This window comes from Amaricoccus tamworthensis, assembly GCF_049800875.1.
GTDB classification, from domain to species: Bacteria; Pseudomonadota; Alphaproteobacteria; order Rhodobacterales; family Rhodobacteraceae; genus Amaricoccus; species Amaricoccus tamworthensis.
In genome coordinates, this window is the sequence record NZ_JBNAFV010000004.1 from 166259 (window position 1) to 179644 (window position 13386).

Annotated in this window: 10 protein-coding genes and 1 tRNA gene; 6 read left to right on the plus strand and 5 right to left on the minus strand. The window is 60.4% G+C overall.

Going from position 1 to position 13386, the window contains the following annotated elements:
* Positions 1–233: 233 nt before the first annotated feature.
* Complete coding sequence (locus ACP15P_RS09795; RefSeq protein WP_424928269.1) at positions 234–1961, plus strand: type I secretion system permease/ATPase; 1728 nt, start codon at positions 234–236, stop codon at positions 1959–1961.
* A complete protein-coding gene (locus tag ACP15P_RS09800) occupies positions 1958–3265 on the plus strand; it encodes an HlyD family type I secretion periplasmic adaptor subunit (protein ID WP_424928270.1) in 1308 nt (435 codons plus the stop codon). Before ACP15P_RS09795 ends, ACP15P_RS09800 begins: the two co-directional genes overlap by 4 nt.
* A gap of 87 nt (positions 3266–3352) precedes the next feature.
* On the opposite strand, the gene ACP15P_RS09805 is transcribed toward ACP15P_RS09800, so the two are convergent.
* The 4 genes from ACP15P_RS09805 to ACP15P_RS09820 all read right to left on the minus strand — a co-directional run bounded on the left by ACP15P_RS09805 (position 3353) and on the right by ACP15P_RS09820 (position 6392).
* Positions 3353–3595 carry a hypothetical protein gene (locus ACP15P_RS09805; RefSeq protein ID WP_424928271.1) on the minus strand — a complete coding sequence of 81 codons (243 nt, stop codon included), beginning with the start codon at positions 3593–3595 and terminating at the stop codon, positions 3353–3355.
* Between the two features lie 113 nt (positions 3596–3708).
* Positions 3709–4566 (minus strand): ABC transporter permease, encoded by an 858-nt coding sequence (locus ACP15P_RS09810; RefSeq protein WP_424928272.1) that lies wholly within the window; start codon positions 4564–4566, stop codon positions 3709–3711.
* Positions 4563–5336 carry an ABC transporter ATP-binding protein gene (locus ACP15P_RS09815; RefSeq protein WP_424928273.1) on the minus strand — a complete coding sequence of 258 codons (774 nt, stop codon included), beginning with the start codon at positions 5334–5336 and terminating at the stop codon, positions 4563–4565. Before ACP15P_RS09815 ends, ACP15P_RS09810 begins: the two co-directional genes overlap by 4 nt.
* A 60-nt stretch (positions 5337–5396) precedes the next feature.
* On the minus strand, positions 5397–6392 hold the full coding sequence (locus ACP15P_RS09820; protein ID WP_424928274.1) for an ABC transporter substrate-binding protein: 996 nt from the start codon (positions 6390–6392) through the stop codon (positions 5397–5399).
* 297 nt (positions 6393–6689) lie between these two features.
* Between ACP15P_RS09820 and ACP15P_RS09825 the strand changes: the two genes are divergently transcribed.
* The 4 genes from ACP15P_RS09825 to ACP15P_RS09840 all read left to right on the plus strand — a co-directional run bounded on the left by ACP15P_RS09825 (position 6690) and on the right by ACP15P_RS09840 (position 12620).
* Positions 6690–6766 (plus strand) — tRNA-Arg (locus tag ACP15P_RS09825).
* 411 nt (positions 6767–7177) lie between these two features.
* Entirely contained in the window at positions 7178–9103 is a 1926-nt protein-coding gene (locus ACP15P_RS09830) for an ABC transporter ATP-binding protein/permease (protein ID WP_424928275.1), read from the plus strand.
* A 29-nt stretch (positions 9104–9132) separates the two neighbouring features.
* Complete coding sequence (locus tag ACP15P_RS09835) at positions 9133–11376, plus strand: glycoside hydrolase family 3 N-terminal domain-containing protein (RefSeq protein WP_424928276.1); 2244 nt, start codon at positions 9133–9135, stop codon at positions 11374–11376.
* Positions 11364–12620, plus strand: coding sequence for a glucoamylase family protein (locus ACP15P_RS09840; RefSeq protein WP_424928277.1), 1257 nt, complete (start codon positions 11364–11366; stop codon positions 12618–12620). Before ACP15P_RS09835 ends, ACP15P_RS09840 begins: the two co-directional genes overlap by 13 nt.
* 12 nt (positions 12621–12632) lie before the next feature.
* On the opposite strand, the gene ACP15P_RS09845 is transcribed toward ACP15P_RS09840, so the two are convergent.
* Positions 12633–13304: an alpha/beta hydrolase gene (locus ACP15P_RS09845; protein WP_424928278.1), complete on the minus strand. Its 672-nt coding sequence runs from the start codon at positions 13302–13304 to the stop codon at positions 12633–12635.
* Between the last annotated feature and the right edge of the window lie 82 nt (positions 13305–13386).

Sequence of the window (13386 nt, forward strand, 5' to 3'; positions counted from 1 at the left end):
GCCACCCTGCCCCAGGAGTTTATCCCGGGCGCCCCGCTTTGATGTACCTGTCGCGACCTTCGCCACAACGGATGGGCAAAACTTTGCCTAATGTGATTTTCGTTACGGAACCGTTAGTCTTCTACCCATTAATTTACCATTTGATAATTGGTTAATAGTCTTTTCTGTGCAAAAAGCCTCGCCACGGCGAGGGAATGCATTGTGGCGGATCGCAGAAGGTAATCGGAACACAAATGTCACCAGATGAAAAACTAAACAGTCCGGCTTCCGGCCTGAAGGGCATGTCAGGCCTTTTTCTGACAATCGCGATTTTCAGCGTTTTCGTGAACCTGCTGATGCTGACCGGCCCGCTCTACATGCTGCAAATCTACGACCGGGTTCTGCCGAGCCGGTCCGAGGCCACCCTGCTCGCTCTGACCGTGCTGATTGCCGGTCTCTACGCCTTCATGGGGATCCTCGACTACATCCGTGGACGGGTTTCCGCGCGCATTGGTGCGACCATGCAGGCGCGGCTCGATGCGCGGGTGTTTGACGCCACCATGCGCCGCTCTGTCCTGTCGACGGAACGCTCCAAGCCCGCGACCGGATTGCGTGATCTGGAGGCGGTTCAGCGGCTCATGTCCTCTCCGGTTCTATTTGCCATTTTTGACATGCCTTGGGCGCCTTTTTTCATTTTCGCGATTTACACGTTCCACCCATGGCTCGGGCACCTTTCCGTGGTCGGTGCCCTGATCCTTGTCGCAATGACCGTTCTCAACCAGTTGATGACGCGCAAGCCGGAGGCGGTCGCCTCCGCCGCAACGATGCAGGGCGACGCCTATGCGGAGAACGTCCGCCAACAGGGTGAAATGGTCCGTGCTCTTGGCATGAGCGGCGCGACGCTGGAACGCTGGCAGGCCATGCGCCAAAAGGCCATCCAGGCACAGATTTCATCCAGCGACCGTGTCAGCAAGTTTTCGACCATGACGAAGACTTTCCGGTTCTTCCTGCAGTCCGCCGTTCTGGGCCTAGGTGCCTACCTCGTCCTTGAGGGGCAGATGACCGCAGGTGCCATGATTGCCGGCTCGATCCTTCTGGGCCGTGCGCTCGCACCAGTTGAACAGGCCATTGGTGGCTGGCCTTTGGTGCTGCGCGCCCGACAGTCCTGGGACAGACTCAAGGACCTTCTGTCCTCCACACCCGAACTGCAGCAGCACACCAAGCTGCCGCGACCCCGGGCCTATCTGGATGTGAACCAGGTGACCGTGTTCCCGCCGGATCAACAGAAGGCCAGCCTGCGCATCGCGTCTTTCAACGTCAAACCGGGTCAGGCCCTTGGCGTGATTGGCCCCTCGGCCTCGGGCAAGTCCACTCTCGCGCGCGTGCTGACAGGAATTTGGCGTCCCGCTTCCGGCTCGGTGCGCCTCGATGGCGCGGCGCTCGATCATTACGACCCGGACGTGCTGGGCAGCTATATCGGCTACCTCCCGCAGGACGTCGTTCTTTTCGACGGCACGATAGCTGAGAACATCGCGCGGATGCAGACTAATCCGGATGACAACGCCATTGTCACGGCTGCGAAGAAAGCCGGTGCGCATGAGATGATCCTCGAACTTCCGAACGGATACGATACGCCCGTCTCCGCCGGAGGAGCGCGCCTGTCCGGCGGCCAAAAACAGCGCATTGGCCTCGCCCGCGCCTTCTACGGTGATCCGGTTCTGATGGTGCTGGATGAGCCCAACTCCAACCTGGACTCAAGTGGTCAGGACGCCCTCAACGCTGCCATCCGGGACGCCAAGGAGAGCGGCAAGGCCGTGATCATCATGGCCCACCGTCCGGCTGGTATCGCGGAATGTGACCTTATCCTTATTGTCGATGGCGGCATGATCAAGGCGTTCGGACCGAGAGACGAGGTTCTTCGTGCCCATGTCAAAAACTACTCGCAGGTCGCGGGCCGAATTGAGGGAGGGCCCAAATCATGAGTTCTGAAGCAGGCAACCGCTGGAACCTTCGCAAGTTTCTGGTTTTTGGATACATCTGCCTCTTCCTTCTCGTCGGGGGCATCGGCAGTTGGGCCGTCCTGACAAGCATTCGGGGCGCCGTTGTCGCGGCCGGTTCGATTGAGGTCGAGGGCAATCGCCAGATCGTCCAGCATCTCAGCGGCGGCGTCATTTCCGCGATCCATGCCCGCGACGGCGACGAGGTCCAGGAAGGCGACATTCTCATCCAGCTTGAGGGCCGTACCCTGATCACCGAGCTCGAAATCGTCGAGGGACAGTGGTTCGAGGTACTGGCGCGCAAGAGCCGCCTGTCCTCCGAGCGGGATGGTCTCGATGAAATCCAGTTCGTCCCGGAACTACTGGAGGAAGCCGAAAATCATCCAGAAATTCAACAGCTGATGGACGCCCAGATCCAGCAGTTTGAGGCCCGTCGTCAGCTTCGCGAAGAGGAAACGCAACAGCTCGCGGAACGCCAGGTCCAGATATCAAACCAGATTGACGGGCTGGTCTCCCTCGCCGCCGCGACTGATACCCAGATCAAGCTGCTGGACGAGGAGATTGAGGGTCAGGAAGAGCTCTACAAACAGGGTCTCACCCAGGTTGCACGCGTTCTTGCCCTGCGCCGGGACCTTGCCTCGCTCCACGGTACCGAAGGACAGGTCGCGGCCTCAATCTCGGAAAACCGCGGTAAGATCGCGGAAATTGAGATCGAGCGCGTACGCCTCATGACCGCCCAGCGGGACGAGGCCATCACCCAGCTTCGCGACCTCGAATACCGCGAAATCGAACTGCGCGAGCGCCGGCGCGCGCTCCTGGATCAGGTCGAACGCCTCGACCTGCGCGCCCCGGTCTCCGGCGTGGTCTATGGCAGCACCGCCGACACTCTGCGTGGCGTTATCCGCGCCGCCGAACCGGTCATGTATATCGTGCCGAAGGACACGCCTCTTGTCGCCCGCACCCAAATCGAAACCATTCACATCGATCAGGTTTTTGTGGGTCAGGAAGCCAACCTTCGCTTCTCCGCCTTCGATATGCGCACCACCCCCGAACTTCCAGGAAAAGTTCACGCGGTATCGGCTGACGCGATCGTCGATGAGCAGCTTGGCGCACGCTATTATCGGGTCGACATTGAGGTAGATGCCAACATGATTGATGCGCTCGGTGACAAAACCCTCCTGCCCGGCATGCCGGTTGAGGCGTATATCAGCACCAGCCCGCGCAGCCCGCTCAATTACCTGATGAAGCCATTCCTGGACTACTTCAACCGGGCCTTCCGCGACGGCTGATCGTCCCGAAAAACCACCTCGTTCACAGCACAAAAAATGGGGCCGGAATTTCTACTCCGGCCCCATTTTTTATGAAGGTGTAAGTGTCTATTCCGGTTCGGTGCCGGAAGCCTGATCCACCTGCGCGGTTCCCGCAGCGGGGATCCAGTTCAGATCAGTGTCACCGGAGTTCGCCTGGAGCGTTGCCATCGGGCCGTTCGGTGAGCCGCCCGGCACCTCAACCCATTCGGTCCGCACCAGAATACTGGTGGCCGCGGGTATCAAACTCCAGACAATCACACTTGCGACCAGTCCGGCAGTGATAAGACGCAGCGACCGTGTTGAGGACATTGGGGGGATACTCCGGGAACCTGATTTTGTTTGCCCCTCGAAAATCGTATCTAAGTCCTAACGCGCGCTTAACCATCACTCCGAAAATTTTGCAGTACGCATCGAGAGTGCAATCAGCGTTCCTTATCCGTAGCACTTTCGTGCCAGTGTCGCAGCAGCAGATGGCTGACAATGCTCAGCGCCGTGTAGATGATCACCCCGGTCAACGCGACGAGCAGCAGTGCCGCAAACATGCGTGGGATATTCAGCCGGTAACCCGATTCCAGAATGCGGAATGCCAGCCCGGACCCGATACCCCCCGTACCGGCCACGTATTCAGCCACAATCGCGCCAATCAAACTCAGACCGCCAGCAATCCGAAGCCCGCCGAGGAAATATGGCAGGGCCGACGGAACCTGGAGATAGATGAGCTTCTGCCAGGGTGTGGCACCGTAGATGTCGAACAGATCGCGAAGGTTATGGTCCGCCGATTTCAGTCCCAGCGTCGTGTTAGACAGCACCGGAAAAAACGCCACCAGCCAAGCGCATAACAACAGGGCCGCAACCTTTGAATCCACATAGATAAAAATAAGTGGGGCAATCGCGACGATAGGCACGACCTGAAGAACAACCGCAAACGGAAAGAACGACATTTCCAGTATCCGCGAGCGGGAAAACAGCACCGCAATCCCTACGCCACCGACAACCGCGAGTATCAGCGCAAGCGCCGTGATTTTCAGTGTGACAAGGAACGACTGGTAAAGGATCGGCCAATCCTCAATCAGGGTCTGTACAACCAGTTTCGGTCCGGGAAGTATGTAGTGCGGGATTTCATTCCAGACGACCAGCCGGTCCCACGCAACGACCGCCGCGATGATGACCAGCACCGGCAGAAGCCAGCGGCCGATCCTCTCAAACCGGGTACGGCGGGAACGGCGAAGTTCTTCGCGGTCCACCATTCCGGTCGTGGAGCCATCCGCATTGTCGATCATACCGCCGCTCCAATACCACGGCGCAGGCTTTCCGAGACGTTCCGGCACCAACCGGCATACTCGGCCGATGTGCGAAACGTTTCATCCCGGCTCCTTTCCGTGTCGATAACGGTCTCCTCAACAACCCGCCCGGGCGCCGTTCCCATGGTAAGAATCCGATCAGAGAGATACACGCTTTCAAAAACCGAATGCGTGACAAAAACGACCGTACATCCCAGTTTCGACTTCAGTGACAGCAGGTCATCATTGAGCCGGAACCGGGTAATCTCATCCAGTGCGGCAAACGGCTCGTCCATCAAAATGAGTTTGGGCCGGGTTACCAGCGCCCGCGCGATGGAGACCCTCATCTTCATTCCGCCCGAAAGCTCACGCGGCCAGGCACCCCGAAACCCTTCAAGGCCCACAAGGCGCAACGCCTCGTCAACAACCGGTTTCGCTTCACCGAAGCTCATGCCGCGCAGTTTAAGCGGCAACCAGACATTCTTCTCGACCGTGGTCCAGGGCATCAGTGTTGGTTCCTGAAACACAACGGCCAGTTCCGACTTTCCAAACCGTCGTTTGATGGTCCCGGATGTCGGCTGGATCAGCCCGGCGATCAGCCGCAGCGCCGTGGATTTCCCACAGCCCGATGGCCCGAGGAGCGATACAAATTCCCCCTCGAACACGTCAAATGACAACCCGCGCAGAGCCGCGGCATTCTCCCCAAACACCTTCTCCACATTTCGCAGTTCCAGCGCCCTGGGGGTGGCGGAGTCGACTGATGCTGTCATTCCATACCAGCCATGCGGCTCAAACGCCCTTTTCCGGAGAGTGCGCGTTTGCGGAACCGATCAGGGTTTCAGGTCCATTCCATGTCCCTTGCCGACAAACTCGGTCGTGAAGGTTTTTGAAGTGTCAAGCCCGCCCTCGACGATACCAGCTGCGACCATCTTGTCGTAGAAGTCCTGAACCTTCTCGGCCGTCATGACGCCGATGCCGCGTTCCAGCGCCTCACCACTGTCGACGATCCCGTATTCGTTCATCTTCTCAATGGCGAAGGCGATTTTGTCGTCAGACATTTCGGGGTTCGCTTCCTTGATCAGGGCGTTCCCGGCGCTCGGGTCGTTGTAGAGATAGTTGTACCAGCCCTCAATCGAGCCTTCGACGAAACACTCAACCACTTCCGGCCTTTCGGAGATCGTCTGTGTCATCGTCTCAACCGTCGTGGCATATGTCGAAAAACCGGCATCGGCGATCAGGAAGGCCTGTGGCACGAAGCCCCCTTCCCGTTCGATTACGTAAGGTTCCGAAGAGAGATAACCCTGCATCGCCATTCCCTCGTCCGCGAGGAACGGCGCCGGGTTAAAGGTGTATGGCTCGCGCTGTTCCTCGGTGAACCCGTAATCGTTCATCATCCACTGATAAAACGTCTGAAAACCGCTCTCGGAAATAATCAGACGCAGGTCCTTCAGGTCCTCCCAGGTTTCCGCCGCACCAGGGTGGGTCAGGATCACCTGGGGGTGTTTTTGAAAGATGGCGGCAACGGTAATCAGGGGAACCCCCTGCTCGATTGCGGCAAAGGAACGAAGCAGATCACCGCCCATATAGAAGTCGATCTTGCCGGCCATCATCAGGGCGCGGTTGTTGACCTGCGGCCCACCGGGGACGATGGTCACATCCAAACCACAGGCCTCGTAGGTGCCATCCGCTACCGCCTGATAAAATCCGCCATGTTCGGGCTGTGCGACCCAGTTCGTGCCAAAGCTGACCGCTTCGAGCGCATAACCCGTGCCGGGCGTGGCGATCACTGCGCCCAGTGCGATTGCGGTTGCGGAAATCCGGTTCATTCTCTTCTCCCCCAGAACGGGCCGGTCGCGCTGCAGCACGCTTGCACACACCACTCCGGTTAACTCCCGGCCCGTAACCGCATCGAGGTGGTTTTTCAACCATATTGGCCCGGGTACACCGTCATTTGAGCCTGTTTCCGCCGCTCATCCGTAGTGTGCCCACGATTTGATCAGCGCCAGGCATCCACACCGGACGGATGCGTTACAGGCCCCCAAAAAAAATCTGCGTCGCGCAAAACATTTCCGCCCGATTGCCCTTGCAAAGCCCGAAACGGACTAGTATCTCCAGCGCCACGCGGACTGGTAGCTCAGTTGGATAGAGTACTTGACTACGAATCAAGGGGCCGAGGGTTCGAATCCTTCCCAGTCCGCCAACTTCCCTCAAAATTGATAAATTTATCGCAGTCGGCGTATTGCTGCGTTGACTGACCGGCACGTGGTTATTGTCCGCCTCTGTTGTCCCGCACACCCGTGCTGACTCCAGATTTCGGGTGTCGCGCAAATTTGAAATGCTTCCGAGAGCTGGTTCCTTTCGCCCAGGTGCGCTGATTCCGTTGGTTCTATCAGGAACTCAAACGGCCCTCCTGGATGTCACGGCAGCCCCGGACCCTTCCACACAATTTAATTAAATTTCCCCAAATCCACGTTTGGTTAAGGTTTGTTAACACTTTTGGGTAAGGATTTATAAAAACGTACCAGAACCAATAAAAAGAGGCCGGTCCGTCGCGCCAGCAGATCAACTGCCGGGGGCCCGAGCCCATAACGAGCAGGCGCATGGTTAACACATGAAAAAACTGGGGAGTTTCTGGGGTCTGATTTTTGCCTATTGGCGATCGGACCGCTGGCTGGAGGCCTGGGCGCTGACGGTCGTCATTTTCGGCATGACCACCGTTCTCAGCAAGGCAAGCGTCTGGACGGCCACGGCAAGTGCCGATTTCATCGCGGCTCTGGCCGAGTTTCATCTTCTGGGCACGAGGGCCGAGGCGGCCTCAATCCTCCTTCTCGCCGCCGGGGCCTATCTTGGGATCTACGTCGCAAGAATGACCGGCGTGGCCGTGCGCCACGTGCTGTCCACAACGCTCCACCGCCGCGCACGGGCCTGGCTTGCCGACCAGTTTGATGCCGCTGTTCTCTCCGACCGCAAGGTGGCCTATGACCTTATGAGCGACCGCTCCGGCACCGGAAACGCGGCGAGCCTGCCCGACGCCATCGACCAGCGGGTCGATGAGTGTACGGCCGGCCTCTATGGCGGTGTCATCGGCCTGGCAATGGGCCTTTGGGGCTCGGTCGCGTCCATCTGGTTCGTGTCGCAGGCCCTGATCGAACGCAGCCAGCCGGTCGAACTGCTCGACCGTTTGGGCGCTGCGATTCCCGATCTCGTGGCCCCGGTTGTCGGCGCGGATATGGCCGCGCGCTTTGATCTCAGTCCAGGCATCTATGGCACCGCGCTCCTCGCCGGCCTTCTGGTGCTCGTATATGTTCCGACCTTCACGGCCCTCGCCTGGCTGATCGGACGGGTTCTGGAGCGTCTGCAGCTCGAGCGACAGAAACACGACGGCGCATGGCGTGCGGAGATCGGCGCCATGCTGGGCCGGGTCTCCCAGATGGCGATCTCCAAGGGCGAACGCGCGCAGCGCCGGATCAACTCGCGCCTCTACAGCAGACTGGACCGGACCTGGCACCGGCAGAACGGCTGGAGCGCGGTGATGATGATGTTCACCAACGTCTACAATTTCCTCTCACACCGCATGCTCGCCTACCTGCCCGCCCTGCCCGGCTACATGTCCGGCGCCATGAGCTTCCGCGATTTTGCGGCCAGTTCCGAGCTGACGGCTGAACTTATCGGTGACATTTCCTGGTTCATCAACGTCATGCCGGCCATCGCCATGCTGCGCGCCAATGCTGGGCGTTTGACCGAACTGGCCCGCGCCATTGAGCGTGTGCGCGAGCGGGATGCGTTTTACGGCGAAACCGGCGTCAGCCGTTTCCAGCGACGTTTCCGCGAAAATGGCCCGCTTCTTTCGCTCGAAAACCTGGCCCTCCACCATCGCGGAAAGGACACCGACCCGTTTCTCAGTGTCCCGAAACTCACCCTCGGTCCTGGCGACCGGGTCTATCTGCGCGGCTGCAATGGCTGCGGCAAAAGCTCCCTGCTGAAGGCCGTGGCCGGGATCTGGCCCTATGGCGCGGGACAGATCGACCTGAAGCGCGGGGCGCGCACATTCTTCGCGGGCCAGGAACCCGACCTCCCGGACCATCTGACTCTGGGTGAACTCGTCTGCTACCCGGATGCGCCCGGGGATTTCGACGACATCTCGATCGCGGACGCCCTCTCGCGGGCGGGCCTTGGTCGCTTCATCTCCTCCATCCGCGAGCCGCTCCATGAGGGCAAGAACTGGCGTAATGTCCTCTCGGGCGGTCAGAAGCAGCGTCTGGTCCTTGCGCGCATCCTGCTGCAGGAGCCCGATATTCTTCTGCTCGATGAGGCCACCTCCGCACTCGACACGGAAGCAGCCGCAGATTTCCATATCGCCCTGGCCGAGCGCCTGCCAAATGCGGCGATCCTCTCCGTCCTTCATGGCGGGTTTTTGCCGGAAGGTCCGGAAGGCGAGCCATTCTACAACAGGGTTCTCGACGTGCGCGACGGCATCGGGCAGGTAAGTGACATCGGAAGTGACGCCGCAGGGTTCCGCCATTTTGCCGCGGAATGAACTGACGGCAGGCCGGAAGGAACAGCGTCGTGCAACATGAAGCCCAGGCCCGGTCGTATCTCGACCGGATGACCACCATCGAGAAGATAGGTCAACTCAACCTTCTCGCAGCCGGTGAGGGGCTGGCAACCGGAGCCGGAGCAGAGACGCCACTGGCACGACGCCTAGATGACGGAATGATCGGGGCGGTGTTCGGAATCAAATCCCTCGCCTCGGCAAAGGCGATGCAGGAACGCGCGGTTCGCGGCTCCCGTCTCGGCATCCCCCTGTTTTTCGCGGAGGACGTGATCCACGGCCACCGGACCGTGTTTCCCCTGCCTGTCGCGCTCGCCTGTTCCTGGGACATGGACCTCATCGAGGAAACTGCGCATTTCGCCGCTCGCGAGGCCGCGTCGGAGGGGCTGAACCAGGTCTTCGCACCGATGATCGACGTCTCCCGCGACCCGCGCTGGGGGCGCGTCGCGGAAAGCCCGGGCGAGGACCCGTTTTTGGCCGGTCGCATAGCCGCAGCCACGGTCCGGGGATTTCAGGGTACGGATCCCTCGGAACAGGACCGCGTAGCCGCCTGTCTGAAACACTTCGTCGCTTACGGTGCCACGCAGTCCGGGCGCGATTACGACAATGCAAGCATGGCGCTGGAGGATCTCCTGACAGTGCATCTGCGCCCCTTCGCCGATGGTGTGACAGCGGGCGCGGCAAGCGTCATGGCCGCGTTTAACGCGGTCAACAAGGTCCCGATGCACGCGAACGGAGACCTGATCGAGGGCTGGCTGCGATCCGGTCAGGGATTCGACGGTTTGATGGTGTCGGACTACACCGGCGTTATGGAACTCACGGCGCATGGCATCGGCAATCGCGACGCCGCCGTGATCCGGGCGCTGCTCGCCGGTGTGGACATGGACATGGTGGGCGAGGACTACCTGCACGCGCTTCCGCAACTGGCCGAAAACGGTATTGATGCGGCGGATTCCGGTTTGTCGCTTGGGGCCGACGAGGTCCTGGACCTGATCGACCGGGCCTGCCTGCGGGTTCTGACCTTTAAGGCACGGGTCGGCCTGCTGGACGATCCGTTTGCGCGCCTCGGCGGCAGTGTTGCGACGCCACCCCGTGATGAAGGGTTGGCTCTAGCCCAAAAGGCGGCGGCCCAAAGCGCGGTTCTGCTGCACAACAACGGTGTGCTGCCCCTTTCCGGTGAGGCAAATCCCGCTCTCGTTGGGCCGTTCGTGGCCGACCGTGCGAACATGCTCGGCACCTGGGCCGTGTCCGGAGACGCCCGTGAGGTCCGCACCCTTCAGGAAGCGATGGAGGACATCACCGGCCGTGCGTTGCCCACCGCCTTTGGCGCCAACATCGTCGACGAGCCCTGGCTTGTCGACCGGCTCAATGTTCACGGACAAACCGTCAGCTTCGATGACCGGGACCCGGACGACATGATCGCCGAGGCCCTGGACGCCGCGCGGGATGCCGACGTGGTGATCGCAGCAGTGGGTGAGGCCAAGGAGCATGCGGGCGAGAGTTCGTCGCGCCTCGTCCCCGACCTGCCCTTTCCCCAGCGTGAGTTGCTCAGGGCCCTGTCGCGCACCGGCAAACCCCTTATCGTTCTCGTCTTTGCCGGGAGACCCCTTGCGCTTGGCCCCGAGGTCAATGATGCGGATGCCGTTATCTACTGCTGGCATGGAGGTTTGCGCGGGCCTGACGGCGTTGCGGATCTCGTCTTCGGCCGCAGCAACCCCTCCGGCCGTCTCGCCACCACCCTGCCTGCGCATCCCGCCCAGACGCCCCTGCATCACTCGGAGGAGGCAACCGGTCGTCCTGATCCCGGCAGATTTCAGAAATTTCGCACCGGCTGGCTCGACCTGCCCGACGGTTTCCGGGGCTATCCCTTCGGGTTTGGCCTTGGCTATTCCGAGATCGAATACGGAACGCCTGTCGTTAACAGCGCGCAGATCAGCGGCGACGGCCAGCTGCAGGTTCATGTGGAGGTAATGAATACCGGTTCGCGGGAACAGCTTGAAACCGTTCAGCTCTACCTCTCCGACCCGGTTGCCTGGATCACCCGCCCTGCCCGCTGGCTCGCGGATTTCCGGCAGGTCCGGATCGCCCCAGGCGCTACTGAGCGGGTGGCCTTCACCATCACACGCGGGATGCTGTCATACTGGGTCGCACCGTCGCTGGCCAACGCAACTCTGGAATGGGACCCGGGCGAATTTCAGATTCATATCGGCCCCAACAGCCGGGACACAAAGACGGTTAGTTTGCAATGGTTGGAATAGTTCGTGGTCTCGACGACGGGGCTCTCTGCGACCGTGTGTCTGAGGCGACGGCGCGCTACTTTACCCACTGGAGCCATCCCGAAAGCGGCATGGCCCGCGAACGCAGCGGTGGCGCGTTTGGATATGATGTCGAGGATACGGTAACCACTGGCGGGACCGGGTTCGGCCTGATGGCACAGGTTGTATCAGCCGAGCGGGGCTGGTTTCCCCGCAGAAGCCTGCAGGACCGCCTCGACCGGCTTGTTGGTTTCCTTGAGGAAGCGGACCGGTTTGACGGCGTTTTTCCGCATTTCCTTTCTGGCCGGTCCGGTCGTGTTCTTCCGTTTTCGGACGAAGATGATGGTGGAGACATTGTCGAGACCGCGTTTCTGATGAGCGGGCTTTTGGTTGCGGCAGCATATTTTTACGAGTGCCCGCAACTCGTGGCCCGGATCGAGCGGCTTTACGCCGACGTCAACTGGCTCGCCCATGTCAGGGAATCCGACGGGGCGGTGATCTGGCACCGTCACCCTGATCGTCCCTGGAAGGAACACGCCCTCGCCCTTGGCGGCTGGAACGAATGTCTGCCGGTATTTGTCCTCGGCGCAGGATCGCCGACACACCCGCTTCCAACGCGCAGCTATCATGAAGTCTGGGCAAAAACTCCGGTCTTCCTCAATGGTCGCAGCTATGGCGGTATCACCCTCCCGCTTGGACCCGACCGGGGCGGCCCCCTGTTCCTGTCACAGTACCCCTTTCTTGCCATTGACCCGCGCGGACTGGTGGATGACTACGCCGATTATGGTGCTCAGGCCAGAGCGCATTCTCTTGTAAGTCGTTGGCATTGCTTGGAAAACCCGCATGGTCACGCGGGTTACGGGCCGCGGTGCTGGGGGCTCACGGCAAGCGACGATCCTGACGGTTATGCCGCACACGCGCCCGATCGGGACAACGGCACCATAACACCTACAGCCGCCCTCTCCTCATTCCCCTATTGCCCGGAACACTCCATGCCGGTCCTGCGCCACCTGCACGACGATCTTGGCGACCGTTTGTGGGGGGAATACGGTTTCTACGATGCTTTCTGTCCCTCGCGTGACTGGGTTGCCTCAACCAATCTTGCGATTGATCAGGGCCCGATCGTAGTTGGCCTCGAAAACCATCGCAGCGGCCTGATCTGGAAACTCGGCATGAGCCGCCCGGAAATCATCAACGGCCTGAAACGGCTGGGTTTCAAATCTCCCTGGATCAAACCCGTGGCATAGGTGTGGTCACGCCTACACCGCTCCGCCTTGCAACAGCGGCTCCCTCCGCGCCATGCGCCGGAGCATGCTGTCCACGGTCGCGATTTCCGGCTGCGACATTACATGATCGCTGCGCGGAAACATGTCCGCCCTGATCCGTCCTCCGGCATCTGCCAGACCATGAAGCGTCTCTGAATATTCCGGCAACAGAATGAACGGATCGCGACTGCCGGTGCTGACAAAACCTTCCAGCCCATCAAGATCCCGTATCGGTCTTGGATTGCCTGCAGCTCCCACCCGGCACCCGGTCAGCGCGAAGAAGGCGTCACAGTTGCATCCGTCGCGCGCCACATGTTCAATGGTCATGCAGGCCCCCTGGCTGAAGCCTCCCACAACCAGCGGTACACCCTCGGGCGCGGCCGCCATTGTGGCCGCGATATCTCCCCTGATCTGTGCAAGCGACCTGGATATCTCTTCCAGCGTTTCATCCGTCATGGGGGCGCTGGTGGGGGCCGCATACCAGGCATTTCCCGCGGCGCGGGGCAGCACGTAGTGGACGTCCGGGGCCGTCAGATGCCTCACCAGAGTGTCCATCATCGCTTTCGGTGCGCCATAACGACCGTGGATTACGGAACAGACTACGGCGGCATCCTGCACTGCTACACCCGAGGTGAGAGCAATTATATCCGCGGATATACTGGTCATGAAATGCCACCACACGATTCCTGATCAGGTCAAACGTGGCACAATTTTCAGGCGAGTAAAGCGCTTATGCCCGTTGCGCAGA

Coding starts and splice junctions, on each gene's coding strand:
- ACP15P_RS09810 (WP_424928272.1), bottom strand. CDS start 4,566: ATGATCGACAATGCGGATGGCTCCACGACCGGAATGGTGGACCGCGAA.
- ACP15P_RS09840 (WP_424928277.1), top strand. CDS start 11,364: ATGGTTGGAATAGTTCGTGGTCTCGACGACGGGGCTCTCTGCGACCGT.
- ACP15P_RS09800 (WP_424928270.1), top strand. CDS start 1,958: ATGAGTTCTGAAGCAGGCAACCGCTGGAACCTTCGCAAGTTTCTGGTT.
- ACP15P_RS09845 (WP_424928278.1), bottom strand. CDS start 13,304: ATGACCAGTATATCCGCGGATATAATTGCTCTCACCTCGGGTGTAGCA.
- ACP15P_RS09830 (WP_424928275.1), top strand. CDS start 7,178: ATGAAAAAACTGGGGAGTTTCTGGGGTCTGATTTTTGCCTATTGGCGA.
- ACP15P_RS09795 (WP_424928269.1), top strand. CDS start 234: ATGTCACCAGATGAAAAACTAAACAGTCCGGCTTCCGGCCTGAAGGGC.
- ACP15P_RS09815 (WP_424928273.1), bottom strand. CDS start 5,336: ATGACAGCATCAGTCGACTCCGCCACCCCCAGGGCGCTGGAACTGCGA.
- ACP15P_RS09820 (WP_424928274.1), bottom strand. CDS start 6,392: ATGAACCGGATTTCCGCAACCGCAATCGCACTGGGCGCAGTGATCGCC.
- ACP15P_RS09805 (WP_424928271.1), bottom strand. CDS start 3,595: ATGTCCTCAACACGGTCGCTGCGTCTTATCACTGCCGGACTGGTCGCA.